This is a genomic window from Burkholderia cepacia (assembly GCF_001039005.1).
Lineage (GTDB): Bacteria > Pseudomonadota > Gammaproteobacteria > Burkholderiales > Burkholderiaceae > Burkholderia > Burkholderia theae.
Genome location: NZ_LDWR01000045.1, coordinates 65,589 through 92,093 on the forward strand (window position 1 = coordinate 65,589; position 26,505 = coordinate 92,093).

Annotated in this window: 27 protein-coding genes; 12 read left to right on the forward strand and 15 right to left on the reverse strand. The window is 67.2% G+C overall.

The window, feature by feature from the left end:
- Positions 1-25: 25 nt before the first annotated feature.
- From VL15_RS25245 to VL15_RS25255, 3 genes are all read right to left on the reverse strand, one after another.
- Positions 26-1,207, reverse strand: coding sequence for a PLP-dependent aminotransferase family protein (locus VL15_RS25245; protein WP_048249221.1), 1,182 nt, complete (start codon positions 1,205-1,207; stop codon positions 26-28).
- A gap of 152 nt (positions 1,208-1,359) precedes the next feature.
- On the reverse strand, positions 1,360-2,268 hold the full coding sequence (locus tag VL15_RS25250; RefSeq protein WP_048249222.1) for a DMT family transporter: 909 nt from the start codon (positions 2,266-2,268) through the stop codon (positions 1,360-1,362).
- A gap of 46 nt (positions 2,269-2,314) precedes the next feature.
- Complete coding sequence (locus tag VL15_RS25255) at positions 2,315-3,007, reverse strand: VOC family protein (protein ID WP_048249223.1); 693 nt, start codon at positions 3,005-3,007, stop codon at positions 2,315-2,317.
- 230 nt (positions 3,008-3,237) lie between these two features.
- On the opposite strand from VL15_RS25255, the gene VL15_RS25260 reads away from it, so the two are divergent.
- The 4 genes from VL15_RS25260 to VL15_RS25275 all read left to right on the forward strand — a co-directional run bounded on the left by VL15_RS25260 (position 3,238) and on the right by VL15_RS25275 (position 7,833).
- Complete coding sequence (locus tag VL15_RS25260) at positions 3,238-4,695, forward strand: PLP-dependent aminotransferase family protein (protein WP_048249224.1); 1,458 nt, start codon at positions 3,238-3,240, stop codon at positions 4,693-4,695.
- A 158-nt stretch (positions 4,696-4,853) separates the two neighbouring features.
- Complete coding sequence (gene htpG / locus VL15_RS25265; RefSeq protein ID WP_048249225.1) at positions 4,854-6,752, forward strand: molecular chaperone HtpG; 1,899 nt, start codon at positions 4,854-4,856, stop codon at positions 6,750-6,752.
- An 8-nt stretch (positions 6,753-6,760) separates the two neighbouring features.
- On the forward strand, positions 6,761-7,357 hold the full coding sequence (locus VL15_RS25270) for a chorismate--pyruvate lyase family protein (protein ID WP_048249226.1): 597 nt from the start codon (positions 6,761-6,763) through the stop codon (positions 7,355-7,357).
- Positions 7,357-7,833: a DNA-deoxyinosine glycosylase gene (locus VL15_RS25275; RefSeq protein ID WP_048249227.1), complete on the forward strand. Its 477-nt coding sequence runs from the start codon at positions 7,357-7,359 to the stop codon at positions 7,831-7,833. Before VL15_RS25270 ends, VL15_RS25275 begins: the two co-directional genes overlap by 1 nt.
- 41 nt (positions 7,834-7,874) lie before the next feature.
- On the opposite strand, the gene VL15_RS25280 is transcribed toward VL15_RS25275, so the two are convergent.
- Complete coding sequence (locus VL15_RS25280) at positions 7,875-8,129, reverse strand: hypothetical protein (RefSeq protein WP_048249228.1); 255 nt, start codon at positions 8,127-8,129, stop codon at positions 7,875-7,877.
- Positions 8,130-8,171: 42 nt separating this feature from the next.
- On the reverse strand, positions 8,172-8,450 hold the full coding sequence (locus VL15_RS25285) for a YlcI/YnfO family protein (RefSeq protein ID WP_048249229.1): 279 nt from the start codon (positions 8,448-8,450) through the stop codon (positions 8,172-8,174).
- Positions 8,451-8,619: 169 nt separating this feature from the next.
- Here VL15_RS25285 and VL15_RS25290 point away from each other — a divergent pair, with 169 nt between their 5' ends.
- The 4 genes from VL15_RS25290 (at position 8,620) to VL15_RS25305 (ending at position 12,471) form a co-directional block, all read left to right on the forward strand.
- Complete coding sequence (locus VL15_RS25290; protein ID WP_048249230.1) at positions 8,620-9,537, forward strand: spermidine synthase; 918 nt, start codon at positions 8,620-8,622, stop codon at positions 9,535-9,537.
- A 199-nt stretch (positions 9,538-9,736) separates the two neighbouring features.
- The gene (locus VL15_RS25295; RefSeq protein WP_048249231.1) at positions 9,737-9,979 is read left to right on the forward strand and encodes a DUF3311 domain-containing protein; all 243 of its coding nucleotides are present in this window, start codon (positions 9,737-9,739) and stop codon (positions 9,977-9,979) included.
- Positions 9,976-11,526: a monocarboxylate uptake permease MctP gene (gene mctP, locus VL15_RS25300; RefSeq protein WP_048249232.1), complete on the forward strand. Its 1,551-nt coding sequence runs from the start codon at positions 9,976-9,978 to the stop codon at positions 11,524-11,526. Before VL15_RS25295 ends, mctP begins: the two co-directional genes overlap by 4 nt.
- A 432-nt stretch (positions 11,527-11,958) precedes the next feature.
- Positions 11,959-12,471 (forward strand): hypothetical protein, encoded by a 513-nt coding sequence (locus VL15_RS25305; protein WP_048249233.1) that lies wholly within the window; start codon positions 11,959-11,961, stop codon positions 12,469-12,471.
- A gap of 52 nt (positions 12,472-12,523) precedes the next feature.
- Here VL15_RS25305 and VL15_RS25310 read toward each other — a convergent pair whose 3' ends face one another.
- The 5 genes from VL15_RS25310 to VL15_RS25330 form a co-directional block, all read right to left on the reverse strand.
- Positions 12,524-12,976, reverse strand: a complete 453-nt coding sequence (locus VL15_RS25310) for a VOC family protein (protein ID WP_048249234.1) — start codon at positions 12,974-12,976, stop codon at positions 12,524-12,526.
- A gap of 241 nt (positions 12,977-13,217) precedes the next feature.
- Positions 13,218-14,171, reverse strand: a complete 954-nt coding sequence (gene tal / locus VL15_RS25315) for a transaldolase (RefSeq protein WP_048249423.1) — start codon at positions 14,169-14,171, stop codon at positions 13,218-13,220.
- 169 nt (positions 14,172-14,340) lie between these two features.
- Complete coding sequence (locus VL15_RS25320; protein ID WP_048249235.1) at positions 14,341-15,552, reverse strand: benzoate/H(+) symporter BenE family transporter; 1,212 nt, start codon at positions 15,550-15,552, stop codon at positions 14,341-14,343.
- Positions 15,553-15,609: 57 nt separating this feature from the next.
- Positions 15,610-16,785 (reverse strand): vWA domain-containing protein, encoded by a 1,176-nt coding sequence (locus VL15_RS25325; RefSeq protein WP_048249236.1) that lies wholly within the window; start codon positions 16,783-16,785, stop codon positions 15,610-15,612.
- A 27-nt stretch (positions 16,786-16,812) separates the two neighbouring features.
- On the reverse strand, positions 16,813-17,655 hold the full coding sequence (locus VL15_RS25330) for an AAA family ATPase (protein ID WP_048249424.1): 843 nt from the start codon (positions 17,653-17,655) through the stop codon (positions 16,813-16,815).
- A gap of 244 nt (positions 17,656-17,899) precedes the next feature.
- On the opposite strand from VL15_RS25330, the gene VL15_RS25335 reads away from it, so the two are divergent.
- Both VL15_RS25335 and VL15_RS25340 read left to right on the forward strand, forming a co-directional pair.
- Positions 17,900-18,259 (forward strand): c-type cytochrome, encoded by a 360-nt coding sequence (locus tag VL15_RS25335; protein WP_048249237.1) that lies wholly within the window; start codon positions 17,900-17,902, stop codon positions 18,257-18,259.
- 39 nt (positions 18,260-18,298) lie between these two features.
- On the forward strand, positions 18,299-18,658 hold the full coding sequence (locus VL15_RS25340) for a c-type cytochrome (protein WP_048249238.1): 360 nt from the start codon (positions 18,299-18,301) through the stop codon (positions 18,656-18,658).
- 72 nt (positions 18,659-18,730) lie between these two features.
- Here VL15_RS25340 and VL15_RS25345 read toward each other — a convergent pair whose 3' ends face one another.
- Positions 18,731-19,198 (reverse strand): DUF1841 family protein, encoded by a 468-nt coding sequence (locus VL15_RS25345; protein WP_419188694.1) that lies wholly within the window; start codon positions 19,196-19,198, stop codon positions 18,731-18,733.
- A 197-nt stretch (positions 19,199-19,395) separates the two neighbouring features.
- Between VL15_RS25345 and VL15_RS25350 the strand changes: the two genes are divergently transcribed.
- On the forward strand, positions 19,396-20,325 hold the full coding sequence (locus VL15_RS25350; RefSeq protein ID WP_048249240.1) for a DMT family transporter: 930 nt from the start codon (positions 19,396-19,398) through the stop codon (positions 20,323-20,325).
- Positions 20,326-20,415: 90 nt separating this feature from the next.
- Here VL15_RS25350 and nth read toward each other — a convergent pair whose 3' ends face one another.
- Positions 20,416-21,060, reverse strand: a complete 645-nt coding sequence (gene nth / locus VL15_RS25355; RefSeq protein WP_048249241.1) for an endonuclease III — start codon at positions 21,058-21,060, stop codon at positions 20,416-20,418.
- The gene (rsxB, locus tag VL15_RS25360) at positions 21,057-21,989 is read right to left on the reverse strand and encodes an electron transport complex subunit RsxB (RefSeq protein ID WP_419188695.1); all 933 of its coding nucleotides are present in this window, start codon (positions 21,987-21,989) and stop codon (positions 21,057-21,059) included. The genes nth and rsxB overlap by 4 nt, the downstream gene beginning before the upstream one ends.
- A 251-nt stretch (positions 21,990-22,240) precedes the next feature.
- Here rsxB and VL15_RS25365 point away from each other — a divergent pair, with 251 nt between their 5' ends.
- Positions 22,241-22,873, forward strand: a complete 633-nt coding sequence (locus VL15_RS25365; protein WP_034184817.1) for a TetR family transcriptional regulator — start codon at positions 22,241-22,243, stop codon at positions 22,871-22,873.
- 89 nt (positions 22,874-22,962) lie between these two features.
- On the opposite strand, the gene VL15_RS25370 is transcribed toward VL15_RS25365, so the two are convergent.
- Together VL15_RS25370 and VL15_RS25375 are read right to left on the reverse strand one after the other, a co-directional pair.
- On the reverse strand, positions 22,963-24,432 hold the full coding sequence (locus tag VL15_RS25370; protein WP_048249243.1) for a polyhydroxyalkanoate depolymerase: 1,470 nt from the start codon (positions 24,430-24,432) through the stop codon (positions 22,963-22,965).
- A gap of 212 nt (positions 24,433-24,644) precedes the next feature.
- Positions 24,645-26,474: a glycoside hydrolase family 15 protein gene (locus VL15_RS25375; protein WP_048249244.1), complete on the reverse strand. Its 1,830-nt coding sequence runs from the start codon at positions 26,472-26,474 to the stop codon at positions 24,645-24,647.
- Between the last annotated feature and the right edge of the window lie 31 nt (positions 26,475-26,505).

The following is a 26,505-nucleotide window of genomic DNA, read 5'->3' on the forward strand; positions in this document are numbered from 1 at the left end:
GAGAGTCGTGACAGGAAAAAGGGGATCAGAGGCGTTCGCGCAGCAGCTTGCCGAGCCGCGCGACACCTTCCTCGATCTTCTCGGGCGGCACCGTCACGAACGACAGGCGCAGCGTGTTCTGCTGCGCGTCGTCCGCGAAGAACGGCGCGCCCGGCACGAAGGCGACGTGGTTGTCGACGGCCGCGGCGAGCAGCGTCATGCTGTCGATCTGCGCGGGCAGGTTCACCCAGATGAACATCCCGCCTTCCGGGCGGTTCCACGTGACGCCTTCCGGCATGTGGCGCGCGAGCGAGGCGAGCATCGCGTCGCATTGCGCGCTGTACAGCTCGCGGATCGTCGGGATGTGCTCGTCGAGGAAACCGTCCTTGATCACTTCGTGCGCGATGCGCTGCGTGAGCGTCGGCGTGTGCAGGTCGGTGGCCTGCTTGGCCTGCACGAGCTTGAAGTGGAGTTCCTCGGGCGCAATGATGTAGCCGATCCGCAGGCCCGGCGCGAGCACCTTCGAGAACGTGCCGAGGTGCACGACGTGGTCGGGCGCCATCGACAGCATCGTCGGCAGCGGCTCGCCGCGGTAGTTCAGCGCGCCGTACGGATCGTCTTCCAGCACCGGGAACGGGCTCGTCTGCGCGAACGCGGCGAGCGCGCGGCGGCGCTCGACGGGCAGGCGGCGGCCGGTCGGGTTCTGGAAGTTCGGCTGCGCGTACAGCAGGCGCGCGCCTTGCGTGAGTTCGGGCGTGAGGCCTTCCGGCAGCAGGCCTTGCTCGTCGGTCGGCACCTGCACGTAGCGCGGCTCGTACAGCGAGAACGATTGCAGCGCGCCGAGGTAGGTCGGGGTTTCGACGAGGATCGGGCTGCCCGGATCGACGAGCGCCTTGCCGAGCAGGTCGAGCGCCTGCTGCGAGCCGGTCGTGATCAGCACCTGCGACACGCGCACGCTGTAGCGCTCGGCGATCCATTCGCGCAGCGGCAGGTAGCCTTCGGTCGCGCTGTACTGGAGCGCGGCGGCCGGCGCGTCGCGCAGCACGCGGTCGGCGGCGGCGCGCATGCGCTCGGCCGGGAACGTCGCGGGAGCGGGCAGGCCGCCGGCGAACGAGATGACCTCGGGGCGCTCCGTGACCTTCAGGATCTCGCGGATCGCAGAGCTCGTCAGCTTGCGGGCGCGTTCGGAAAGTTGCCAGTGCGGCGGATGCAGGTCGCTCGGATTCATAGTCTCCTCGTTCGGATATCGTGGTCAGTCAAGAAAGGTCGTTCGGGCCGATCGTCTCGACGCTGCCGGGTGGGCGAGCGCGAGCGCGGGCGAGCCTTCGCGGCCGGGTGGGCAAAACCGATCAGGCAAAACAGCCATTATGGCGCACCTGTTCAGCCGGCGCGAGCCGGTCGCGCGGCGGTGGCGACCGCCGAGCGGCGCCCGAGCACCACGGTGGCGATCACGGCGGCCGCGAACAGCCACGTCGTCGACGTCACCGTTTCGCCGAACAGCAGCGCGGAAAATGCGATCGTGAAGAAAATCTGCAGCAGCTGCACCTGGCCGACGCGCGCGATGCCGCCCATGGCGAGCCCCGCATACCACGCGAAAAAGCCGATGAATTGCGAAAAGAGGGTCACGTAGCCGAACGCGAGCCACGTGCGCAGCGCGAGCGGGCCCGGATGCGCGGCATGCTGCATCCACGCGAGCCAGGCGACCGGCAGCACGAGGAACGGCGCGGACACGACGAGCGCCCAGCAGATCACCTGCCAGCCGCCGATCTGGCGCGCGAGGCGCGCGCCTTCCGCATAACCGAGCGCGCCGATGCCGACCGCGACGAGCATCAGCGCATCGCCCGCCTGCACGGTGCCGCCGCCGTCGCGCAGCGCGAACGCGATCACGAGCGCGCTGCCCGCCACCGCGCTGGCCCAGAATGCCTTCGACGGCCGCTCGTGCGACAGCCAGGCGGCGTACAGCGCGACGAACAGCGGCTGCAGCCCGTTGACGACCGCGCCGTGCGACGCGGGCACCGATTTCATCGCCCATGCGGAGAACACCGGATACGCGATGATCACGCCGGCCGACGTGATCGCGAGGCTTTTCAGTTGCGCGCGGGTCGGCAGCGCCTCGCGGCGCCACCACAGCAGCAGCCCGGCCGGCACCGAGGCGGCGAGCGCGCGGCCGAGCCCGTTGAGCAGCGGATTGAGTTCGGACACGACGATACGCGTCATCGGCAGCGTCAGGCTGAAGATCATCACGCCGATCAGGCCGAGCAGCATGCCCCGGGTTTCGCGCGAATTCATGTCGTGGGTGTCTCCGTCTTGCAGGGTGGTTGTAATCGAGGGGCGTTCAGCGCAGCGTGCGCGCGCCCTGCGGGGTATCGAATTCGGCGACCAGCGCGGGCGGGCTGTCGCCGGTTTCCAGGTCGAGCAGATGCGCGGCGCCGAGCCAGTCGAGCTGCTCGCGGATCGCGTCCGCACGCGGGTGGGTGCCCTTGAGCGACTTCAGCGCGACGCCGTCGTGCGGCAGCGATTCGGCCGGGTGGCGCGGGCTGTCCCACTGGATCAGCGACGGTACGAGGCCGTCGCCCGAACCCTGCCACGCGGGGAACGCGCCGTCGTCGGGCACCGTGAGGCCCCAGGTCAGCTCGCCGCGCCGCATCGGGACGACGGGCGGGATGCGGGACGGGTACTGGCGCTGCCACAGCGCGAGCTGGCGCGGGCGGTCGACGCGCGCGACCCAGTGCGCGAGAAACGGGCCCCGCGCGAGCCGCGCGTGCATCGCCGGATCGTCGAGCCCGAACAGCCGCGCGCGCGGCGGCGTATCGGTATCTTCCGGGCCGGGTGCATCGGGGTCGATCGCGATCACTTCCAGATAGAGCCCGCCCCACGCGCCGAACAGTGCATTGTGGGTCCGCATCAGCGGGTGCCGGCCGCCGCCGGCCGGTTCGATGCCGAGCGCGTCGGCGACATGGCGCACGCCGTCGTCGAGCGTGCGTGCGACGATCACGAGATGGTCGAGTGTCAGGGAGCGGGCTGGCATGAACGTCGGTCGGGAAGCGAAAGTGTCATGGTAGGCAGGCGATGCGCCGGGCGGTTGCCGGACCGGCCGGCGCCCGAACCGCGACGCAGGCCGACCGGCGCGGCGCCAGGTGCGGCGGGGCCGGAACGGCGGCCGCACGGTCGCCATTCCGGTCAACTGTAATCGGCGATACCGGCACAGTAACGGTACAATCGGCGCGATAGCCTTCGGTACAGTTGGAGCTGCCGCCCATGTCCACCGTTCCACTCGCCCAGATTCCCGTGCCGCACGACACGGCCACGCTTACGCTCGTCGACCAGCTTGTCCAGTGGGCACGGCGGCGCATCGACGAACGCGTGTTCCGTCCCGGCATGCGGATGCCGTCGATCCGCAAGCTCGCGCTCGACAAGAGCGTGTCGCGCTTCACCGTCGTCGAGGCGTACGAGCGCCTCGTCGCGCAGGGTTACCTCGACTCGCGGCGCGGGTCGGGCTTCTACGTGCGCGAGCGCACGGCCGGCCCGCAGCCGACCGACAAGGTGGCGCGCGTGGCCGAGGCCGCGCCCGTGCACAACACGATCGACGTCGTCTGGCTGCTGCGCAACATGCTGCACACCGTCAGCCCGGAAAAGGGGCCCGGTCTCGGCTACCTGCCGGGCCGCTGGCTCGACGGCGAGCTGATCACCGGTGCGCTGCGCGCGCTCGGGCGCCAGTCCGGCGCGCAGATGCTCGGCTTCGGCACCGCGCAGGGCTTCCTGCCGCTGCGCCAGCAGCTGCAGACGCGCCTGGCCGAGGTCGAGATCGGCGCCACGCCCGACCAGCTCGTGCTGGTATCGGGGATCACGCAGGCAATCGACCTGATCTCGCGGATCTACGTGCGGCCCGGCGACGCGGTGATCGTCGGCGATCCGGCCTGGTTCCAGATGTTCGGCCGCTTCGCGTCGCAGGGCGCGCAGCTCATCGGGATGCCTTATACGCCCGACGGCCCCGATCTCGACGCGCTCGAGACGCTCGTGCAGATGTGGCGGCCGAAGATGCTCGTGATCAACTCGGTGCTGCAGAACCCGACCGGCACGTCGCTGTCGGCCGCGCAGGCGTTCCGGATCCTGAAGCTCGCGGAGGCGTACGACTTCCTCGTCGTCGAGGACGACGTGTACGGCGACCTGTGCCCGCCGAGCTATCCGGCCACGCGCCTCGCGAGCCTCGACCAGTTGAAGCGCGTGATCTACCTCGGCAGCTATTCGAAGACGCTCGCCGCGAACCTGCGGGTCGGCTACGTCGCGTGCGCGCCGGAGATCGCGAAGGCGATCACCGACCAGAAGATGCTGGTCGGGATGACGACGCCCGAGCTCAACGAGCGCGTCCTTTACAAGATCCTGACCGAAGGGCATTACCGGCGCCACGTCGAGCGGCTGCGCGCGCGGCTCGACGGCGTGCGCGACAAGACCGCGCGGATGCTCGAGCGCACAGGGCTCGGGCTGTTCACGATGCCGGCGGCCGGGATGTTCCTGTGGGCCGACACCGGTGTCGATTCGGACGCGCTCGCCGCCGCCGCGCACGAACAGGGGTTCCTGCTGACGCCCGGCAGCCTGTTTTCGCCGCAGCAGTCGTCGTCGACGTGGACGCGCTTCAATGTCGCGAACTGCGGCGATCCGGCGCTGCCGGGGTTTCTCGCGCGCTATATCGACTCGGCCGTGCGGCGCGCGTCGTGAGGTTGCGCGGCACGCCGGCCCTTGAAATCGCGCGCGCGGTCCCCAGATACGCGCGCAAACCGCTTGCGCCAGGCGGTCGTCCGTCCCGGGCCGGCCGGCATCACGCGCCGGGCGCCTGCGCCATACCATTCAAGTTCAAGTAAGAGGAAACAGCATCCATGGCACACGAAACGATGAGCTTTCAGGCAGAGGTCAAGCAACTCCTCCACCTGATGATTCATTCGCTCTACAGCAACAAGGAAATCTTCCTGCGCGAACTGGTGTCGAACGCGTCCGACGCGGCCGACAAGCTGCGCTTCGAGGGGCTCGCGGACAACGCGCTGTACGAGAACGATCCGAACCTGCGCATCCGCATCGGCTACGACAAGGCCGCGCGCACGATCACGATCGACGACAACGGCATCGGCATGAGCCGTGATGAGGCGATCGCGAACCTCGGCACGATCGCGCGTTCGGGCACCAAGGAATTCTTCACGAAGCTGTCCGGCGACCAGCAGAAGGATGCGGCGCTGATCGGCCAGTTCGGCGTCGGCTTCTACTCGGGCTTCATCGTCGCGGACAAGATCACCGTCGAGACGCGCCGCGCGGGCCTGCCGGCGAACGAAGCCGTGCGCTGGGAAAGCGCGGGCGAGGGCGATTTCACGATCGACGCGATCGAGCGCGCGCAGCGCGGCACGACGATCACGCTGCACCTGCGCGAAGGCGAGGACGAGCTGCTGTCGTCGCACCGCCTGCAGTCGATCGTCCAGAAGTACTCCGATCACATCGCGCTGCCGATCCTGATGCAGAAGGAAGAGTGGGATCAGGAAAAGGGAGAGATGGTCCTGAAGGACGAGGACGAGACCGTCAACCAGGCGAGCGCGCTGTGGACGCGTTCGAAGAGCGACGTCACCGACGAGCAGTACACGCAGTTCTACCAGCACATCGCGCACGACCACCAGGATCCGCTCACGTGGACGCACAACCGCGTCGAGGGCCGCAGCGAATACACGCAACTGCTGTTCGTGCCGTCGCATGCGCCGTTCGACATGTGGAACCGCGACTATCGCGGCGGCCTGAAGTTGTACGTGAAGCGCGTGTTCATCATGGACGACGCCGAGCAGCTGCTGCCGCAATACCTGCGCTTCGTGAAGGGGGTCGTCGATTCGGCCGACCTGCCGCTGAACGTGTCGCGCGAGATCCTGCAGGAAAGCCGTGACGTGAAGGCGATCCGCGAAGGCGTGACGAAGCGCGCGCTGTCGATGCTCGAAGAGCTCGCAAACGCGGAAGAGGATGCCGGCAAGGAGAAGTACAAGACGTTCTGGGGCGCGTTCGGCCAGGTGCTGAAGGAAGGCCTCGGCGAGGATCACGCGAACCGCGAGCGCATCGCGAAGCTGCTGCGCTTCGCGTCGACGCACGGCGATACCGACGCGCAGGACGTGTCGCTTGCCGACTACGTGTCGCGCATGAAGCCCGAGCAGAGCAAGATCTACTACGTGACGGCCGACGCATGGCAGGCCGCGAAGAACAGCCCGCATCTCGAGGTGTTCCGCAAGAAGGGCGTCGAGGTGCTGCTGCTGACCGACCGCGTCGACGAATGGATGCTGTCGTTCCTGCAGGAATTCGACGGCAAGCCGCTCGCGAGCGTGGCGCGCGGCGACCTCGATCTCGGCGAGCTGAACGACGAAGAGAAGAAGGCGCAGGAACAAGCAGGCGAGGCGATCAAGCCGGTTGTCGACAAGATGAAGGAAGCGCTCGGCGACAGGGTGAAGGAAGTGCGTGTCACGTTCCGCCTGACCGATTCGCCGTCGTGCCTCGTCGCGGACGACAACGACATGAGCGGCTACCTGCAGCGGATGCTGAAGGCGGCCGGCCAGAACGCGCCGGCGATGCAGCCGATCCTCGAGATCAATCCCGAGCACGCGCTCGTGAAGCAGTTGAAGGCCGACAGCGCCGATTTCGGCGACTGGTGCCATCTGCTGTTCGATCAGGCGCTGCTGGCCGAGGGCGGCATGCTCGACGATCCGGCGAGCTTCGTGAAGCGGACCAACGCGCTGCTGCTGTCGCGCGCCGCGTGAACGCACGCATGCGATTCGACGGCGGGCAGGCCGGCTGGCGCGAGACGCCGCGGCCTGGCTGCACGCTCGACCAGCGTGACTGGCTGACGCGCGGCGGATCGCTGACCGCGCATCTCGCGCGGCTCGGCCGCGTGAATGTGCGCGTGACGCGGGAGGCCGTCGACTGCCCGTGGTTCGACGAGCCCGATGCGGTCGCCAGTGCGCCGCGCGCACCGATGTGGGTGCGCGAGGTGATCCTGTCGGTCGACGGTACGCCGTACGTCGCCGCGCACAGCATCGCGCCGCTCGCCGCCAGCAAGGGCGTGTGGCAGGCGATGCGGCGGCTGCGCACGCGGCCGCTGGCGGAGCTGCTGTACAGCGATCCGCAGGTCGAGCGCTCGGCGCTCGTCAGCCGGCGCGTGATCGCCGGCCATCCGCTGTATACGCTCGCGACTCATGCGCTGCAGGGCGTGCGAGCGCCGCATGCGTTCGTGGCGCGGCGCTCGGTGTTCCAGCGTCACGGCAAACCGCTGATGGTCACCGAGTGCATGCTGCCGGCGCTGTGGCGTCATCTCGACGCGCACGGCGACGGGGCGCGTTCGGGTAGTCCGGGCGGAGACGCGTGATGCTGCAGGGTTTCGGGCCGGTGGTCGGGCCGAATACGCATACGATGATCCTCGGCAGCTTTCCGGGCGAGGCGTCGCTTGTTGCCGCGCAGTATTACGCGCATCCGCGCAACCAGTTCTGGCGGCTGCTCGGCACGGTGCTCGGCGAGCACGGGTTGCACGAACTGGCGTACGACGCACGGCTCGAGCGCGTGCTGACGCACGGGATCGGTATCTGGGATGTGCTCGCCGCGTGCCATCGCGAGGGCAGCCTCGATTCGGCGATCCGCAACGCGGAGCCGAACGATTTCGATTCGTTGAGGGAACATGCGCCGTTGCTGAAGCGCGTGTGTTTCAACGGCAAGACGGCAGGGCGGTTTGCCGACGTGATCGGCAGGGCGGGGTATGAAACGCTCGTGCTGCCCTCGTCGAGCCCGGCGAATGCGATGCTGTCGTTCGAGCAGAAGCTGGTGCAGTGGCGGGGGATTCGTTCCTGATGCCGGCATGAGCGCCGGGGAGGGGGCATCGCTCCCGTCGCTCAATCATCCTTGCCCCATCTCCACCCGGGCTTCTCGCCCTTGATCCAGCACACGACAGTCAGCAGCGCGATCAACACCACAATGCACGCGCCGTACGCGAACGGTGACTTGTGCGGCGGCAGCAGCCACGCGCTCGCGACGACTCCGATCACGAACAGCAGCAGTACGATCCAACCCTGCCACGCGACCGGTAAACCCCAGCCCCAACCGTAGCGTTTCGCCGGGAACCAGATCTTCTTGTCGTTCGAGGCCATGTGATTCCTCGTCGTCTGACGGTTGTGACGCGGACCGTTCGGTCAGCGAGCTTGCCGCTGGCGAACACGCATCGCATCGAGCCGGCGTTGCAGTCGTGCGAGCACGTCGGACGAGGCAACGTACTGGTCCGTGCGCGTCGCCTTGTCGCGGGATGCAATGCCGCGCGCAATGAATTCGCTTTGAAGCCGACGACGCTCGATGCTTTCACGGATTGATTGCTCGACGAAGCTCGACAGCGTTTCGCCGTCACACAGGGCGTGTTCGGCCGCGGCAAGCAGTTCCGGCTCGACCTGAACGGATGGAAAGGTGGCGGTCTTCATCAGGCAACGTCCTCCAACACGGTTGCGATGCATTATCGTCCACGCCGACCGTGGTTGCACGCTGACCGATCAACGCGGCGCAACGGTGAATCTGCCTCCAACAGTCGCCACCCCCCACCAATGCTATCCTCTCGTCCGCTCATCCAGCATCACCCAGCGAGATTCAATCATGACCCGACTGATCAAGCGCGCGTCCGCCGAGGCACGTGCGTTCAAGAATGGCAAGGCGTCCGCCTACAACGGCTCCGAAAAACTCCACCCGCCGCGCGTGAAGCGCCGCCCGGAAATCGACGAACACGACGACGTGCCGGTGCTCGAGGCACCGCGCAAGCCGCGCTTCGCGCCCGTCACGTTCTCCGAAGAGGGCGGCGTGCGCTTCCTGCACTTCGGTACCGAATGGGTGCAGGGCGCGATGCGGATCTCGAAGCCGCTGCATATCGAGCTCGAATACGCGCAGCAGATGATGGCGTGGCTGCTGTTCCTCGAAACGCCCGAGCGGATCGTCCAGCTCGGGCTCGGCACCGGCGCGCTGACCAAGTTCTCGCACCGCTTCCTGCCGCACGCGAAGGTCGAGGCCGTCGAGCTGAACCCGGCCGTGATCGTTGCCGCGCGCACGATGTTCGCGCTGCCGCCCGACGACGCGCGCCTCGCCGTGCACGAAGCCGACGCGTGGGATTTCGTCAACGACCCGGCCAACCGCGGCACGACGGGCGCGATCCAGGTCGACCTGTACGATGCGACCGCGCGCGGCCCCGTGCTCGACAGTGTCGCGTTCTACCGCGCGGTGCGCGGCTGCCTCGCCGATGCGGGCATCGCGACGATCAACCTGTTCGGCGATCATCCGAGCTTCGTGCGCAACATGAAACACCTGAACGCGGCGTTCGATCACCGCGTGATCGCGCTGCCCGAAGTGCACGACGGCAACCGGATCGCGATCGCGTTCTCGGGCCCCGCGCTCGACGTGCCGTTCGCGCAGCTCGACGCGCGCGCGAAGCTGATCGAGGACACGCTGAAGCTGCCCGCGCGCAAGTGGGTGAAAGCTTTGAAAGAAACGACGGGCGCACGCGACACCGCGTTCGCGATCTGACGCTTCATGCACCGGCGACATGCCGGTGCAACCGCGTGACAAGGGGCGGATCACCTCGGGTTCGCCCCCGCTTGACCGCGTGCCCGCGGCTCCTATACTGGCGCGAAGCCAGGGGGGCCGCAGCTTACCCGTTTTGCCGCTCCTCTCGCCGCCGTACCCGCTCAACAAGATCGATAACCGGGAAAGATGAGGAGACGTCATGGCTCACGATGCCGACGCCAACCGGGCCGCCAAGCGCTGGCTCTGGCTGCTGGTACTGCCGCTGATCGCGATGGTCTGGGTGCCGTCGTACAGCAAGATCGAACCGCAATGGTTGGGTTTTCCGTTTTTCTACTGGTACCAGTTGCTTTGGGTCTTCATTAGCGCGGTGATTACCGCGTTCGTGTATTTCAAGACCAAGAACGCGTGGAAGGCGAGCGGTTCGCAAGGAGGTGCGCAATGAATCTCGGCGCCACCTTCGTCTTCGTCCTGCTGTTCATCGGTGTCACGATCATCGGTTTCCTGGCCGCGAACTGGCGTCGCGGCGATCTCGCCCATCTCGACGAATGGGGCCTCGGCGGACGCCGCTTCGGCACGATCGTCACGTGGTTCCTGCTCGGCGGCGACCTCTACACGGCGTACACGTTCGTCGCGGTGCCCGCGCTCGTATTCGGCGCCGGCGCGATGGGCTTCTTCGCGCTGCCGTACACGATCCTGATCTATCCGTTCGCGTTCGTCGTGTTCCCGAAGCTGTGGAGCATCGCGAAGCGGCACGGCTACGTGACGGCCGCCGACTTCGTCAACGCACGCTACGGCAGCCGGATGCTCGCGCTCGCGATCGCGGTGACGGGCATCCTCGCGACGATGCCGTACATCGCGCTGCAGCTCGTCGGCATCGAAGTGGTGATCGGCGCGCTCGGATTCGACACGACCGGTTTCGTCGGGGACCTGCCGCTGATCATCGCATTCGCGATTCTCGCCGCGTACACGTACACGTCGGGGCTGCGCGCGCCCGCGATGATCGCGATCGTGAAGGATGTCCTGATCTACATCACGATCGCCGCGGCGGTCGTCGTGATCCCCGCGAAGCTCGGCGGCTTCGGCCACATCTTCGCGAGCGTGCCGCCCGCGAAGCTGCTGCTGAAGGCGCCGGACGCGATGAGTCTGAACGGCTACAGCGCGTACGCGACACTCGCGATCGGCTCGGCACTCGCACTGTTCCTGTATCCGCACTCGGTCACGGCGATCCTGTCGTCGTCGTCGGGCAACTCGATCCGCCGCAACATGGCGATGCTGCCCGCGTACTCGTTCGTGCTCGGCCTGCTGGCGCTGCTCGGCTACATGGCGCTCGCGTCCGGCGTGAAGGACATGCCGCAGTACGCGCCGTACTTCAAGGCGTTCGGTCCGAACTTCGCGGTGCCCGCGCTGTTCCTCGAGTATTTCCCGTCGTGGTTCGTCGGCGTCGCGTTCGCGGCGATCGGCATCGGCGCGCTGGTGCCGGCGGCAATCATGTCGATCGCGGCCGCGAACCTGTACACGCGCAACATCCACCGCGAGTTCGTGAACCGCAACATGTCGCACGAGCAGGAGACGCACGTCGCGAAGCTCGTGTCGCTGATCGTCAAGGTCGGCGCGGTCGCGTTCATCCTCGGGCTGCCGCTGACCTACGCGATCCAGCTGCAGCTGCTCGGCGGGATCTGGATCATCCAGACGCTGCCCGCGATCGTGCTCGGCCTGTACACGCGCGTGCTCGACCATCGCGGCCTGCTGGTCGGCTGGGCGGCCGGCATCGTGTGCGGCACGTGGATGGCGATCTCGTTGAAGCTCGCGAGCTCGATCTTCACGATCCACCTGTTCGGCCTCGCGATTCCCGGCTACGCGGCCGTGTGGTCGCTGATCGTGAACCTGGTGGTGTCGGTGGTGGTGAGCGTGCTGGTGCGCGTGATGGGCATGGCGCATGCGGAGGATCGCACGCGTCCGGAGGACTATCTCGACGTCGTCGAGAGCTGATCGCCGCCGTTTCTGTTGCAGTTTCGACACGACGCCCGCGACGCAAGTCGCGGGCGTTTTGCATGGTGCGCCGCGAAAGCCCCGTGTGGTGGTGCACCCGTTTTCGCGCATCTTCAAGTGATTCTAGGGTGGCCGCGCCGTGGCGAAAATCGGTGAAAGACCGATTGGGAGGCGCGCTGCCGGGTTGCCAATAATGCGTCCCGCCCGGCCTGTGCCGGGTGATTCGATCTCGACACGATTCGATTATATGAGGGATGCAATGATGAAGATTTGGTTGTTGGTACTCGGCATGTGCTGCGTCGCACTCGCCGGTTGCGTGAACGCGTACTACCGATGAGGCGCGGCATGAGAGTCCTGTTGATGTGGGCGCTCGTTGCGCCGATCCTGCTCGCCGGCTGCGCGAACATGTACTACCGTTGACGGCGGGCCGCGATGAAAACGATATTGTCGGGCGCCGTGCTGTGTGCGGCGCTGGCCGGCTGCATTTCGGTGTACGGCCCCGGGCAGCGATACGCGGCGCGCGATGCGCCGCCGGCGCAACACGACACGGCCGACGGTGCGCACGGCGCCGACGATGCATCGCGCATCGTGATCGGCAATCGCAAGTATGACGAAGTGTGGGCGGCGGTCGCGCAGTTCTATGCGGACCACAAGCTTGCGGCGCGCGTCAGCGATCGCGACGCGGGGCTCGTTGCCGCCGCGTATGCCGACTATCCGAACGCGGGCAACTTTCTGGACTGTTCCGAACTGAAGCAGACGTCGAACGTGACGCACACGCTGAAAGTCGTGACGCGCATCGACGAGGCGACGCAAGGTGTGAGCGTGTCGATCGACGTCGCGGGCATGGCCGGCGTGATCGCGGCCGGCAAGCAGAAGGGGGCGCGTGTCGCGTGCCGCTCGAACGGCACGCTGGAACAGGCGCTGGCGGAGGTGCTGCGCAAGTAGCGGGCCCGCCCGGATCGTCGCGACAGCACGATCCGGGCGGCATGCGTGCGCGTTACTGCTCCGCGCGCTTCGCGAGATCCTCGCGTTGCGACAGGTCCTCGACGTTGACCATCCAGTGCACGCCGAAACGGTCCTTCGTCATCCCGAAGCCGAGCGCCCAGAACGTCTTGCCGAACGGCATCGTCACTTCGCCGCCATCGGCGAGCGCATTGAACAGCTTCTGGCCTTCCTCGACCGTCGCCGGGTTCAGCGACAGCGAATAACCGGCGTGCGTGCCGCCCGGCTGGCTGCAGTCGCCGTCCGAGCACATGATCATCGAGTCGCCGATCGTGAAGCTCGCATGCATCACCTTGTCGGCCATCTCGGGCGTGATCGCGTGTTCGGGGTTCGGCGGCGCATCCTTGAAGTGCATCTTGAACATCGTCTTCGCACCGAGTGCCTTTTCGTAGAACTGAAGGGCTTCGTCGGCGCGACCGTAGAACGTCAGGTACGGTTGAACTTGCATCGTTGTCTCCTGTGATGGGCCGGTCCCGCGCGTCGGCGCGGGTTCGGGGTCGTGCAAGATTGACTGGGAAAGGGGACGTCGTGAGGCGGCCGGCGCACCCGTGACGTGGATTGTAGTGCGCGAGATTGACGATGGAGTGAAAAATAAAAACGGCCGCGAACATGACGTTCGCGGCCGTGTGCGGCGCGCTTGCTGACGGCTGTTGTCAGTGCTGCTGACAGCCGCTGACGCGCGGCACGCTTCAGCGCAGCCCGTCGATCAGCTTCTCGAGCTTCACCGCATCGGCGGCGAACACGCGAATGCCTTCGGCGAGCTTTTCGGTGGCCATCGCGTCGTCGTTCAACTGGAAGCGGAACGCGGCCTCGTCGATTGCGACGCGCTCGGACGGCTTGTCCTGCATTACTTCCGGCGACAGCTTGCGCGCGACCGTCTCGTTGCTGTCCTGCAGCTTCTGCAGCAAGTCGGGACTGATCGTCAGCAGGTCGCAGCCGGCCAGCTCGGTGATCTGGCTGGTCGTGCGGAAGCTCGCGCCCATCACTTCGGTGTGGTAGCCGAACGTCTTGTAGTACGCGTAGATGCGGCGCACCGACTGCACGCCCGGATCGTTCGCGCCGCCGTCCGTCGCTTCATTCCATTCCGCGCCGGCCTGCTTCTTGTACCAGTCGTAGATGCGGCCGACGAACGGCGAGATCAGCTGCGCGCCGGCTTCCGCGCACGCGGCGGCCTGCACGAGCGAGAAAAGCAGGGTCATGTTGCACTTGATCCCTTCCTTCTGCAGCACCTCGGCCGCGCGGATGCCTTCCCACGTCGACGCGAGCTTGATCAGGATGCGATCGCGGCCGATGCCGGCTGCTTCGTACAGCTTGATCAGTTCGAGCCCCTTGTCGATCGAGCGCTGCGTGTCGAACGACAGGCGCGCGTCGACCTCGGTCGACACGCGGCCCGGGATCAGCTTCAGGATCTCGGTGCCGAACGCGATCAGCAGGCGGTCGATGATGAAGTCGGTGCTTTCGTTGCGATGATCGCGGACGGTTTTCTCGAGGATCGGCTTGTACGCATCCTTCTGGACGGCCTTCAGGATCAGCGACGGGTTCGTGGTCGCGTCCTGCGGCTTGTATTGCGCAAGCTGCTGGAAGTCGCCCGTGTCGGCGACGACGGTCGTGTACTGCTTCAGCTGGTCGAGTGCGGTAGTCATGGCGATTCGGAAGAAGGGCGCGGGGCGCCGGGTTCTCACGGGCCGCGCGAGCGCGGCGGCGAAGCGAAGCGGCGCCGGGCGCCGCTTTCGATCCATCATTTTAGGCCCGATTCGTGTCGGGCACGTTTTGGCGTGCCCGCCGGCCACCTCGGGCGGGCGGCGAGCCGCGTCACGCGGGACGCCGCGCGTTCAGGATGACCTGCGTGACGATGCCCGCGACGAGCCCCCAGAACGCCGAGCCGATCGACAGCAGCGTGAGGCCCGACGCGGTGACCATGAACGTGACGAGCGCGGCTTCGCGCTGCTTCACGTCCTGCATCGCGTTCGCGAGCCCGCTCATGATCGAGCCGAACAGCGCGAGCGCGGCGACCGACACGACGAGCGCCTTCGGCAGTGCCGCGAACAGCGCGGCGATCGTCGCGCCGAAGATGCCGGCGACCAGGTAGAACGTGCCGCACCATACGGCGGCTGTGTAGCGCTTCGCGTGATCCTCGTGCGCTTCGGGGCCGGTGCAGATCGCGGCCGTGATCGCCGCGAGGTTCACGCCGTGCGAGCCGAACGGCGCGAGCAGCAGCGACGCGAGGCCGGTCGTCGCGATCAGCGGCGACGACGGTGTCGCATAGCCGTCCGCGCGCAGCACCGCGATGCCCGGCACGTTCTGCGACGCCATCGCGACGACGAACAGCGGAATGCCGATGCTGACGATCGACGCGATCGAGAATGCCGGCATCGTGAACACGGGCTTCGCGAGCGCGATGTGGAACCGGCTGAAGTCGAGCAGGCCGAGGCCACCGGCCACTGCCGTGCCGACGATCAGCGTCGTCACGATCGCATAGCGCGGCGCGAGCCGCTTGACGATCAGGTAGGTGAAGAACATCGCGAGCACGAGCGCGGTCTGGAACTGCGCGGCGCGGAAGATCTCGATGCCGATCTCGAACAGGATGCCCGCGAGCAGCGCGGCGGCGATGCCGGCCGGGATCTTGCGCATCAGCGTGTCGAACAGGCCGCTCACGCCGACGGCCGTCAGGAGCAGCGCGCACACGACGAACGCGCCGATCGCCTCGGGGTAGGGCACGCCGGGCAGCGACGCGATCAGCAGCGCGGCGCCGGGCGTCGACCATGCGACGACGACGGGCGCGCGAAAGCGCAGCGACAGGCCGATCGTCGTCAGCGCCATGCCGATCGACAGCGCCCAGATCCACGACGAGATCTGCGCATCGGTGAGGTGTGCGGCGCGGCCGGCCTGGAACATCAGCACGAGCGAGCTCGTGTAGCCGGTCATCATCGCGACGAAGCCGGCGACGAGCGCGGAGACGGAAGTGTCGGTGAAAAAGCGGCGGCCGCCGGCGCGGCCAGCGCTCGCGGTGGGCGAAGGGTTCATGCTATCTCCGGGGGGAGGCCGCTCGGACGCGGCCTTCGTGTCTGCTGGTGGGTTGCGTTATTTGCTGAGTGCGCGCATCGCGGATTCGAGGCCCGCGAGCGTGAGCGGATACATGCGATGGCCGAGCAGGTCGCGGATGACCGCGACCGACTGCCGGTATTCCCATAGCCGCTCGGGCTCGGGGTTCAGCCATGCATGATGGGGGAACTGGTCGGCGAGGCGGCGCAGCCACACGGCTCCGGCTTCCGGGTTGTTGTATTCGACCGAGCCGCCGGGCTGCAGCACTTCGTACGGGCTCATCGTCGCGTCGCCGACGAAGATCAGCTTGTAGTCGGGCGTGAACTTGTGCAGCACGTCCCACGTCGCGGTGCGTTCCGAGTGGCGGCGCCGGTTGTTCTTCCACAGGTGGTCGTACACGCAGTTGTGGAAGTAGAAGAATTCCAGGTGCTTGAATTCGGCCTTCGCGGCCGAGAACAGCTCTTCGGTGCGCTTGATGTGGTCGTCCATCGAGCCGCCGACGTCGAGCAGCATCAGCACCTTCACGTTGTTGTGGCGCTCGGGCACCATCCGCAGGTCGAGCCAGCCCGCGTTCGCGGCCGTGCTGCGGATCGTGCCGGGCAGGTCGAGTTCCTCTGCGGCGCCTTCGCGCGCGAAGCGGCGCAGCCGTCGCAGCGCGACCTTGATGTTGCGCGTGCCGATCTCGACGGAATCGTCGTAGTCGCGGTATGCGCGTGCTTCCCACACCTTCACCGCGGTGCGGTTGCCGTTCGACGGGCCGCCGATGCGCACGCCTTCCGGGTTGAAGCCGCCGTGCCCGAACGGCGACGTGCCGCCGGTGCCGATCCACTTGTTGCCGCCTTCGTGGCGTTCCTTCTGCTCGTCGAGCAGTGCCTTCAAGCGCTCCATCAGCTTGTCGAGCCCGCCCATCGCTTCGATCTGCGCCTTTTCCTCGGGCGACAGTTCGCGCTCGAGGCGCTTCTCGAGCCAGTCGAGCGGAATGTCGAACGCTTCGGACGGCAGCGCGGACACGCCGTGGAAATACGCGCCGAACGCCTGGTCGAACTTGTCGAAATACTGCTCGTCCTTGACGAGCGTCATCCGCGCGAGGAAGTAGAACGCGTCGATCGACGGCGAGATCAGCCCGGCCTTCAGCGATTCGAGCAGCGTCAGATATTCCTTCACCGAGACGGGCAGCTTGGCTGCGCGCAGCGCGTAGAAGAAATTGAGCAGCATGGCCGGGCCTTCGCGGGTGGGGGAGGATTACCGGTTGTGCCGGTTCATGTAGACGAGCCGTTCGAGCAGGCTCAGGTCCTGCTCGTTCTTCAGCAGCGCGCCCGCGAGCGGCGGCACGATCTGCTTCGCGTCCGCGCTGCGCAGCGCGTCGGCCGGGATGTTCTCGGCGAGCAGCAGCTTCAGCCAGTCGAGCAGCTCGGACGTCGACGGCTTCTTCTTCAGGCCCGACACGCCGCGCAATTCGAAGAAACTCTCGAGCGCCGCGCGCAGCAGCTCCTCGCGGATGTCCGGGAAGTGGACCGCGACGATCTTCTGCATCGTCGACGGGTCGGGGAACTGGATGTAGTGGAAGAAGCAGCGGCGCAGGAACGCGTCGGGCAGTTCCTTCTCGTTGTTCGACGTGATGATGACGAGCGGGCGGTGCTTCGCGCGCACGGTCTCGCGCGTCTCGTACACGTGGAATTCCATCCGGTCGAGCTCGCGCAGCAGGTCGTTCGGGAATTCGATGTCGGCCTTGTCGATCTCGTCGATCAGCAGCACGCTCGGGTGCTCGGCATCGAATGCCTGCCACAGCACGCCCTTGACGATGTAATTCGAGATATCCTTCACACGCTCGTCGCCGAGCTGCGAGTCGCGCAGCCGCGAGACGGCGTCGTATTCGTACAGGCCCTGTTGTGCCTTCGTCGTCGACTTGATGTGCCACTGCAGCAGCGGCATGTCGAGCGCGGCGGCCACTTCCTCGGCGAGCATGGTCTTGCCGGTGCCGGGCTCGCCCTTGATCAGCAGCGGGCGTTGCAGCGTCAGCGCGGCATTGACCGCGAGCTTCAGATCGTCGGTGGCGACGTAGTGCGAGGACCCTTCGAAACGCATGGCGGCGCTCTTCTTCATCGGGAAAAAACCCAGTATAAGTCAGAAGGGCTGTCCGGTTGGGCCGCGCCCGCGTATCGTTGCAGGGCTGTGGCGGGGCGAACCGGGGCGTCTTATGGACGCGTTCCCCGCCGACGCGGTACAATCTGGCCGTTTTTTTTGGCCTGCGTGGCGATCCGATAAGCAATACGGCGCGGGCCGTTGCCGCTTTGGCGCCAGTTTCCCCTCAAGCTAGGTTACAAGAGCTATGAACAAATTCGTCGGCAAACACGTCGTTGTCGCAGCGCTCGTGGCGCTCGCGGGCAGCGCGCAGGCGGCCGGTGTGGTCGGCAACCCGAAGGACGGGGCGAGCAAGGTCGCCATGTGCATCGGCTGCCACGGCATCCAGGACTACCGCACGGCTTACCCGGAGGTCTACCGGGTGCCCGTCCTCGGCGGCCAGAACCAGCAATACCTCGAGAACGCGCTGAAGGCCTACCGCAAGAAGGATCGTCACTTCCCGTCGATGAATGCGGTCGCCGGTTCGCTGACGGATCAGGACATCGCGGATCTGGCGGCCTACTACGCCGCCCAGAAGGCCGACTCGAAGGACAATCCCTACAAGTAAGCGCGCGCCGCCGATCTCGCCGGCGGGACAGGAGCATTCATGAACAACGCATTCAAGACGGCGGCGGTTGCACTGGCGGCCGGCCTCGCGATCGGTACCGCGCACGCGGCGGACGCCACGAAGGGCAAGGAACTGGTCGAATCGCACAACTGCGCCGCCTGCCACGGCGCGCAGATGAACAAGCCGATCAACGCCGAATATCCGCGCCTCGCCGGCCAGCATGCCGACTACCTCGTGTGGGCGATGCGCCAGTACCAGATGGGCCTGACGAACCCGCTGCTCGGTCGCAACAACGCGATCATGCAGGCGCAGGTGCAGAGCCTGTCGGTCAGCGACATGAAGGACATCGCGTCCTACATCGAATCGCTGAAAGAGACCGACCTCGTATTCAAGAAGTAAGCGCGACGGGCCCAGCCGGCCCGCGCAGCAAAAACACCCCGCCTCGGCGGGGTATTTTTTTGTCCGCGGCGCTCAGTCGTGCGATGCGCGGCGCAGGATGCGCTGCAGGTACGCGTCGGTATCAGGCGGCGTGTTGGTGCGCTGCGCTTCCCAGATCGTCTCGCCGAGGCATTCCATGATCGCGTGCTGCGCGTCGTGGGTCGAGTCGAGCTTCGCCGCCAGCTTGTCGTGCGCGGCGCGGATGCCGGGCGGCTGGTCGATCGACAGCTGCTCGCTGATCGCGAGGTGCATCGACAGGTGCAGGAACGGGTTCGTGCGACCTTCCTCGGGCGTGTAGTTGCGCGCGGCCGCGCCGTCGGCATCGTCGAGTTCGGCGTGGTATTCGGGATGCTCGACGATCCAGTCGGCTGCTATCGCTTCCAGCGGCGTCAGGATCTCGCCCGCGCGCTGCTTGCGCCAGGTCTCGGTGAAAAAGCGACGCACTTCGTCGCGGCTTGGATTGAACATGGTGGGGGAACGTCGTGATTCGGGCGGCGTCATGCCGCGTCGCGCATTGTACGCCGGGTCGGCGGACGGTGCCGGAGGCGGCCTGTGGCGGTTCGGGTTGGCGCGACGGGGGGAGGCTGCGGCTACCCCGTGCCGGATCGGCGAACGGGTAAGCGCGGGCTAGGCTCGCGACCGTCGCGCCGCTACACTCCGACGATTCCCGTTACCGTGCCGTTCCCGCCCGTCTCGTCATGACCGCCACCGCCCGCTCATCGTCCTCCGCCCTGCAGGGTACGCTCTACGTCGCGCTGTCCGCCGCCGCGTTCGGCGCGATGGCGATCTTCGGCCGCTACGCGTATGCGGCCGGCGTCGACGTGCTCGGGCTGCTGATCGTGCGCTTCGCGATCGGCGGTGCGGTGCTCGCCGCGATCGCGCGGCATCGCGGCGTCGCCTGGCCGCGCGGACGCGCGCTCGCACCGCTCGTGGCGATGGGCGCGCTCGGCTACGTCGGGCAGTCGTTCTGTTATTTCAGCGCGCTGCAGCACGCGCAGGCGAGCCTCGTGGCGTTGCTGCTGTACCTGTATCCGGCCTTCGTCACGCTGCTGGCCGCGTGGTGGCTCGGCGAGCGCCTCACGCGCGCGAAGGCCGTCGCGCTCGTGCTGTGCGTCGCGGGCTCGGCGCTGATGGTCGGCGGCGGGCACGGCGAGCCGCTCGGGATCGCGCTCGCGCTGGCCGCTGCGGTGATCTATTCGCTGTACATCGTCGGCGGTACCAAGGCGACGCGCGGCGTCGATCCGCTCGCGACCACCGCGATCATCTGCGTGTCGGCGACCGCGACGCTGGTGGCGATCGCCGTCGTGCGGACCGCGGCGTTCGGCGCGCCGCCGCGCTGGCCCGTGACGGCCGGCGGGTGGGCGTCGATGCTCGCCATTGCGCTCGTGTCGACGGTCGCGGCGATGCTCGCGTTCTTTGCCGGGCTCGAGCGGCTCGGGGCCGCGCGCACGTCGATGCTGTCGACGCTCGAACCGGTCGTGACGGTCGCGCTCGCGGCGCTGCTGTTCGGTGAAGCGCTGTCGCCGCTGCAGTGGGCGGGCGGCGTCGCGATCCTCGCGGCGGTGCTGGCGCTCGTGCGCGCGGGCGGCGCGGCGGCCGACGATGCCACTGCGACGTCCAACGCGTAGTCGGGGAGGGGAAGGGCATGTGTGCCACAACGGAGCCTGCGGGGCGGGCTCCGTCGGACAGGCCTGCCGCGTTTCTGCCGTGCCTGATGCTTACTCGTTGGGCGGCGGCGTCTTCGGCCTGAATTCGCACAGCGGCTCGATCGCGCAGTGCCAGCATTCGGGCTTGCGGGCCTTGCACACATAGCGCCCGTGCAGGATCAGCCAGTGATGCGCGTCCTGCAGGAATTCCTTCGGCGTGAACTTCTCGAGCGCGGCCTCGACGGCCCGCACGTCCTTGCCAGGCGCGAGCCCCGTGCGATTCGCGACACGGAAGATATGCGTGTCGACCGCGATCGTCGGCTGGCCGAATGCGGTGTTCAGCACGACGTTCGCGGTCTTGCGGCCGACACCCGGCAGGCTTTCGAGCGCTTCGCGATCGGCCGGCACCTCGCCGTCGTACTGGTCGAGCAGGATCCGGCACGTCGCGACCACGTTCTTCGCCTTGGTGCGGTAAAGACCGATCGTCTTGATGTACTCGGTGACGCCTTCCTCACCAAGCGCGACGATTTGTCGCGGGGTGTTCGCGACCGGAAACATTTTTCGCATCGCCTTGTTGACCGACACGTCGGTCGCCTGCGCGGACAGCATCACGGCGATCAGCAGCTCGAACGGCGTCGTGTATTCGAGCTCGGTGGTCGGATGCGGATTGAGGCTCTGCAGCGTTTCGTAGATCGCGCGTCGTTTGCTGGCGTTCATGGAGCGTTCTGGTCGGGCGGCGCGGAAGGGCCGCCTTGGTCGTCGTTGCCTGCGTCGCTGTCGTTGCCGTTGCCGCCCGGCGCAGCGGCTTCGGTGTCGCGCTGCGCCTGCTGTTCGGCGACTCGTTTGCGGCGGGCCTCGGCCGCGTCGATCTGCGCCTGGACGGCTGCGCTCACGCCTTCGGTGTTCTTCGGCCCGGCACCCTGCCCGGAGAGTTCTTCCTTCTTCTTGCGTGCTCGTTCGAGCGCAGCGGCGATGATCGCGCGTTTCTTCGCATCGGCGTCGTCGGCGGCCGGTGCGGTGGCCGGCGCGCTGGGCTGCGTATCGGGCTGCGTTCCGGGTGGCGTGTCGGGTTGTCCCGCGGCCGGCTTCGCGGCACTGGCCGCGCGGCGTGCGGCAGCGCGCGCTTCGGCGGCCTCGCGTTCGCGGCGCTGGCGGGCGAGCCGCAGGTCATGGTGTTCGCGCGCGGCATCCGCCTGCTGCTGCGACCACGCGTCCCAGCCCGTGCGATCGCCGGTCACCGGCAGCATCGCGATGCAGTCGACGGGGCAGGGCGGCACGCACAGGTCGCAGCCCGTGCACAGCGACTCGATGATCGTGTGCATCTGCTTCGGTGCGCCGACGATCGCGTCGACCGGGCACGCCTGCATGCACAGCGTGCAGCCGATGCACAGGCTTTCATCGATGAATGCGACGGCGCGCGGATGCTCGCTGCCGTTGACGGGGTTCAGCGGAATCACCGGCTTGCCGAGCAGGCCCGCGAGGCGTGCGATGCCTTCGGCGCCGCCGGGCGGACACTGGTTGTAGTTCGCGTCGCCGGCGGCGATCGCCTCGGCGTACGGACGGCAGCCGTTATAGCCGCACTTCGTGCATTGCGTCTGGGGAAGCAGATCTTCGATGCGATCCGCAAGTGTTTTGGAGTCGGTCACGGTGACAACGGGCGCAGCGGCGCCGAATGGCTCTCGGCCGCGTCGGGCGCGGCCGGAAAGGTTTGCCAAAGCTCGATTATCGCCGATTTCCCGCATTGCGCTGGACGCAGTCTGTGCGCATAATCGAACCGCTTTTTTGCAGGGGCTCAGCAGGAGGGCGGCCGCACGCGGCGCGCCCGTTCCAGGGCGGCCGGCGCCGAGGCAGTGCGGGTGCCGGTCCGGATCACGCGGCTCACATAGCAAAACGCCACATGAATCAGCCAAAAATCAAAAGAGATCCTGAAGGTACGCGCCGCCGCATCCTGATGGCGGCAGCCGAAGAGTTCGCGAGTGGCGGGTTGTTCGGCGCGCGTGTCGATCAGATCGCGCGCCGGGCCGAAACCAACGAGCGCATGCTCTATTACTACTTCGGCAGCAAGGAGCAGCTGTTTACGGCCGTGCTCGAACACGCGTTCTCCGCGCTGACCGAGGCCGAGCGCGTGCTCGATCTCGACGGCGTCGCGCCGGTCGAAGCGGTCACGCGGCTCGCGCATTTCGTTTGGGACTACTACCGCGACCATCCGGAACTGCTCAGGCTCATCAACAACGAGAACCTGCACGAAGCGCGCTACCTGCACAAGTCGACGCGGATCCGCGAGATGATGTCGCCGATCGTCGCGAAGCTCGGCAACGTGCTGACGCGCGGCCAGAAGGCCGGGCTGTTTCGCAGCGACGTCGATCCGCTGCGCTTCTACGTGACGCTGTCGGGGCTCGGCTACTACATCGTGTCGAACCGCTTCACGCTCGCCGCGACGCTCGGCCGCGACTTCACCGATACCGACGAGCGTGCGGAGATGGTCCGGATGAACACCGAGGTATTGCTCGCGTATCTGCTGCGGCGCTGATGCGCTGATCCGCTGACGAGCGGCCGCCGGATACAAAAACGCCGCCGTGCGCAGGCAACGGCGGCGTTCTTTCGTCGGAACGCGGTGCGTCAGGCGGCCTTGCGCGCGCGAACGGCTTTTGCGCGCGGGCTGCTGCTTGCGCGTTTCGCGGCCGGTGCGGCCTTGGCGGGCGCGGCGGCCGTGGCTGGTGCTTTCGTGCGTGTGCGCTTCGCCGCGGTGGTGCGCGATTCGACCGGCGTGTCGACGGCCGGTACAGCCGCGAGCGTCGTGACCGCCGGTGCATCCGGGCGATCCTTCGTCGCGCCCTGCTTCGGTTCCGGCGCATGCTCGCGGATGAAGTCGCGCAGCTGCGGATAGATGATCGTGCGCCAGCGGCGGCCCGAGAAGATCCCGTAGTGACCGCACTTCTCGGCGGTCAGGCTGCGGCGCTGGTCTTGCGGGATGCCCGTGCACAGCTCGTGCGCGACGTGCGTCTGGCCGCTGCCCGAGATGTCGTCGAGTTCGCCCTCGATCGTCATCAGCGCGGTGTGCTGGATGTCCTGCGGACGCACGCGTTCGCCTTGTACATCCCACGTACCCTCGGCCAGCCGGAATTCCTGGAACACGACGCGAATCGTTTCGAGGTAATACTCGGCAGCCATGTCGAGCACCGCGTTGTACTCGTCGTAGAAGCGGCGGTGCGCTTCGGCGTCGTCCTCGTCGCCGCGCAGCAGGCTCTGGTAGAAATCCCAGTGCGATTGCGCGTGCCGTTCCGGGTTCATCGCGACGAAGCCCGTGTGCTGCAGGAAGCCCGGATACACCTGGCGGCCTTCGCCCGGATAGTTCGCGGGCACCGTATGGATCACGTTGTTCTCGAACCACGCGGTCGAGTGCTGCGTCGCCAGCGAGTTCACCGACGTCGGGCTGCGGCGCGCGTCGATCGGGCCGCCCATCATCGTCATCGTGAGCGGCGTTTCCTCGCCGCGGCTCGCCATCAGCGAGATCGCCGCGAGCACCGGCACCGTCGGCTGGCACACCGAGATCACGTGCAGGTTGCGCGCGCCGATGTGGCGGATGAAGTCCTGGATGTACGCGATGTAGTCGTGCAGGTGGAACGGACCGGTCTCGACCGGCACCATCCGCGCGTCGATCCAGTCGGTGATGTAGACCTTGTGATCCTGCAGCAGCGTGCGTACCGTGTCGCGCAGCAGCGTCGAGTGGTGGCCCGACAGCGGCGCGCAGACCAGCACGACCGGCTCGTCCTTCAGTTGCGTGACGGCGTCGGCGTCGTCCGAATAGCGCTTGAAACGCAGCAGCTGGCAGAACGGCTTCTCGACGATCGTCTGCTCGACGATCGGGATGTTGTGGCCGTCCTTGACGATCTGATGAATGTTGAATTCGGGCTTCTCGTAATCCTTGCCGAGCCGGTACATCAGTTCGTAGGCAGCGGCCATCCGCGTCGCGCCCGGCATCAGCGAGAACGGGCTGGACGGATTGGCGAACGATTTGGAGGCGGCCTGGGCCCAGGCCGTGAGCGGGCTCAGCATGGCCCGCTGGAATTCATGCAGTTGGTAAAGCATGCAGACTACTCCCGCGTGGGGGACGGTGCGCAAGGGCGGCGTGGGGCGTCGCGGCGTGCCGTTGGGGTCAGCGGCCGGCCATGTTGCACTGCAGCCGGACAATCGCGTCGATCATATCGGACAACGATGGGTGGTGCAATGCAACATTTCCCCGATTTTTCATCAAAATTTTGCGATTTGACGTTCTCTGAAGAAGCCGCTCGCGCCCCCGTTCAGCGCCCCGTGGCCATCGCCGGTGCGGGCTGGCCGGCCGCGCGCGCCATCGCGTCCTCGTGGTGCATCAGGTTCATCGCGGTATGGACGAGCGCCACGTGCGAGAACGCCTGCGGGAAGTTGCCGACGAGCCGCCCGGCGACCGGGTCGTATTCCTCCGCGAGCAGCCCGAGGTCGTTCGACAGCGACAGCAGCCGGCTGAACAGGCGGTGCGCGTCGTCGATCCGGCCGAGCAGCGCGTAATTGTCGACCAGCCAGAAGCTGCATGCGATAAACGTGCCTTCGCCGGGCGGCAGGCCGTCGTCGTAGTCGGTCGTGCGGTAGCGCATCACGAGGCCGTCGTGCAGCAATTCTCGCTCGATCGCGTCGACCGTGCCGACGATGCGCGGGTCTTCCGGCGGCAGGAAGCCGAGCAGCGGCATCAGCAGCACGCTCGCGTCGAGTTCGTCGCTGCCGTAGCTCTGCGTGAACGCCTGCTTGCCCTCGTGCCATGCGTTGTCGCATACGTCGGCGTGGATCTGCTCGCGCAGCGCGCGCCAGCGGTCGAGCGAGCCGGGCAGCCGGAACATCTCCGCGGACTTGATCGCGCGGTCGAACGCGACCCACGCCATTACCTTCGAGAACGTGAAATGGCGGCGCCCGCCGCGCGTTTCCCAGATGCCCTCGTCGGGTTCCTGCCAGATCTTCTCGAGATGGTCGAGCAGCGCGCACTGCACGGACCAGACCGTGTCGTCGGCCTGCAGGCCGCCCACGCGTGCGAGGTGCAGCGCGGCCATCACCTCGCCGAACACGTCGAGCTGGAGCTGGTTCGCGGCGCCGTTGCCGATGCGTACCGGCTTCGAATCCTGATAGCCGGGCAGCCAGTCGAGCTCCATTTCCGGCAGCCGGCGTTCGCCGGCGATCCCGTACATGATCTGGATCTGCTCGGGCGAGCCGGCCATCACGCGGCCGAGCCACGTGCGCCACGCGCGCGCCTCGTCGTAGTGGCCGCCGCGCATCAGCGCGAGCAGCGTGATCGTCGCGTCGCGCAGCCAGCAATAGCGGTAGTCCCAGTTGCGGTTGCCGCCGATCTTCTCGGGCAGCGACGTGGTCGGCGCCGCGACGATCCCGCCGGTCGGCTCGTACGCGAGCGCCTTCAGCGTGATCAGCGAACGGCGCACGGCGGCCGCGTAGCGGCCCTGCACCTGGCAGCGGCCCGACCATTCGAGCCAGTAGTTCTCGGTGCGCGCGAGCATCGACAGCGGATCGCGCGCGGGCGGCAGCCGCAGGTGCGACGCCGCGTAGCTGAGCGAGAACGGCACGCGCTCGTCGGCGCTCACCGTGAATTCCGCGAGCGTATGGAGGTTTTTGCCGGCGAGTGGCACCGGCGTGCGCAGCACGACGGTATCGGGGCCGGCAATCGCCTTCATGCCGTCCTCGCGGGTCAGTTGCGTGACCCACGGGACCGAAAAGCCGTAATCGAAGCGCAGCACGAGTTCCATGCGCATCTTCATCGTGCCGTGGCGACCGACGACGATCCGCACGAGTTCGGACCAGCCGTTGCCGGGCGGCATGAAGTCGATCACGGTGACGGCGCCGTCGGCGCTTTCGTAATCGGTTTCGAGAATCAGCGTGTCGCCGCGATAGCGGCGGGTCGTGTGCGTGATCGCGGCGTCGGCGGCCGGCGCGAGCAGCCAGCGGCCGTGCTCGGGCGTGCCGACGAGCGCCGCGAAGCAGGCGCCCGAATCGAAGCGGGGCCAGCACAGCCAGTCGACGGAGCCGTCTTTCGCGATCAGCGCGGCGGTGTGGCCGTCGCCGACGAGGGCGTAGTCTTCGATCAGGGCGGGCATGGGCAGGCGATCCTTGGGTATTCGAGTTCAC

Excerpts from the sequence above, each read along its gene's own strand:
- VL15_RS25245 (WP_048249221.1), bottom strand. The coding sequence starts at position 1,207 with ATGAATCCGAGCGACCTGCATCCGCCGCACTGGCAACTTTCCGAACGC.
- VL15_RS25250 (WP_048249222.1), bottom strand. The coding sequence starts at position 2,268 with ATGAATTCGCGCGAAACCCGGGGCATGCTGCTCGGCCTGATCGGCGTG.
- VL15_RS25255 (WP_048249223.1), bottom strand. The coding sequence starts at position 3,007 with ATGCCAGCCCGCTCCCTGACACTCGACCATCTCGTGATCGTCGCACGC.
- VL15_RS25260 (WP_048249224.1), top strand. The coding sequence starts at position 3,238 with ATGTCCACCGTTCCACTCGCCCAGATTCCCGTGCCGCACGACACGGCC.
- htpG (WP_048249225.1), top strand. The coding sequence starts at position 4,854 with ATGGCACACGAAACGATGAGCTTTCAGGCAGAGGTCAAGCAACTCCTC.
- VL15_RS25270 (WP_048249226.1), top strand. The coding sequence starts at position 6,761 with ATGCGATTCGACGGCGGGCAGGCCGGCTGGCGCGAGACGCCGCGGCCT.
- VL15_RS25275 (WP_048249227.1), top strand. The coding sequence starts at position 7,357 with ATGCTGCAGGGTTTCGGGCCGGTGGTCGGGCCGAATACGCATACGATG.
- VL15_RS25280 (WP_048249228.1), bottom strand. The coding sequence starts at position 8,129 with ATGGCCTCGAACGACAAGAAGATCTGGTTCCCGGCGAAACGCTACGGT.
- VL15_RS25285 (WP_048249229.1), bottom strand. The coding sequence starts at position 8,450 with ATGAAGACCGCCACCTTTCCATCCGTTCAGGTCGAGCCGGAACTGCTT.
- VL15_RS25290 (WP_048249230.1), top strand. The coding sequence starts at position 8,620 with ATGACCCGACTGATCAAGCGCGCGTCCGCCGAGGCACGTGCGTTCAAG.
- VL15_RS25295 (WP_048249231.1), top strand. The coding sequence starts at position 9,737 with ATGGCTCACGATGCCGACGCCAACCGGGCCGCCAAGCGCTGGCTCTGG.
- mctP (WP_048249232.1), top strand. The coding sequence starts at position 9,976 with ATGAATCTCGGCGCCACCTTCGTCTTCGTCCTGCTGTTCATCGGTGTC.
- VL15_RS25305 (WP_048249233.1), top strand. The coding sequence starts at position 11,959 with ATGAAAACGATATTGTCGGGCGCCGTGCTGTGTGCGGCGCTGGCCGGC.
- VL15_RS25310 (WP_048249234.1), bottom strand. The coding sequence starts at position 12,976 with ATGCAAGTTCAACCGTACCTGACGTTCTACGGTCGCGCCGACGAAGCC.
- tal (WP_048249423.1), bottom strand. The coding sequence starts at position 14,171 with ATGACTACCGCACTCGACCAGCTGAAGCAGTACACGACCGTCGTCGCC.
- VL15_RS25320 (WP_048249235.1), bottom strand. The coding sequence starts at position 15,552 with ATGAACCCTTCGCCCACCGCGAGCGCTGGCCGCGCCGGCGGCCGCCGC.
- VL15_RS25325 (WP_048249236.1), bottom strand. The coding sequence starts at position 16,785 with ATGCTGCTCAATTTCTTCTACGCGCTGCGCGCAGCCAAGCTGCCCGTC.
- VL15_RS25330 (WP_048249424.1), bottom strand. The coding sequence starts at position 17,655 with ATGCGTTTCGAAGGGTCCTCGCACTACGTCGCCACCGACGATCTGAAG.
- VL15_RS25335 (WP_048249237.1), top strand. The coding sequence starts at position 17,900 with ATGAACAAATTCGTCGGCAAACACGTCGTTGTCGCAGCGCTCGTGGCG.
- VL15_RS25340 (WP_048249238.1), top strand. The coding sequence starts at position 18,299 with ATGAACAACGCATTCAAGACGGCGGCGGTTGCACTGGCGGCCGGCCTC.
- VL15_RS25345 (WP_419188694.1), bottom strand. The coding sequence starts at position 19,198 with ATGACGCCGCCCGAATCACGACGTTCCCCCACCATGTTCAATCCAAGC.
- VL15_RS25350 (WP_048249240.1), top strand. The coding sequence starts at position 19,396 with ATGACCGCCACCGCCCGCTCATCGTCCTCCGCCCTGCAGGGTACGCTC.
- nth (WP_048249241.1), bottom strand. The coding sequence starts at position 21,060 with ATGAACGCCAGCAAACGACGCGCGATCTACGAAACGCTGCAGAGCCTC.
- VL15_RS25365 (WP_034184817.1), top strand. The coding sequence starts at position 22,241 with ATGAATCAGCCAAAAATCAAAAGAGATCCTGAAGGTACGCGCCGCCGC.
- VL15_RS25370 (WP_048249243.1), bottom strand. The coding sequence starts at position 24,432 with ATGCTTTACCAACTGCATGAATTCCAGCGGGCCATGCTGAGCCCGCTC.
- VL15_RS25375 (WP_048249244.1), bottom strand. The coding sequence starts at position 26,474 with ATGCCCGCCCTGATCGAAGACTACGCCCTCGTCGGCGACGGCCACACC.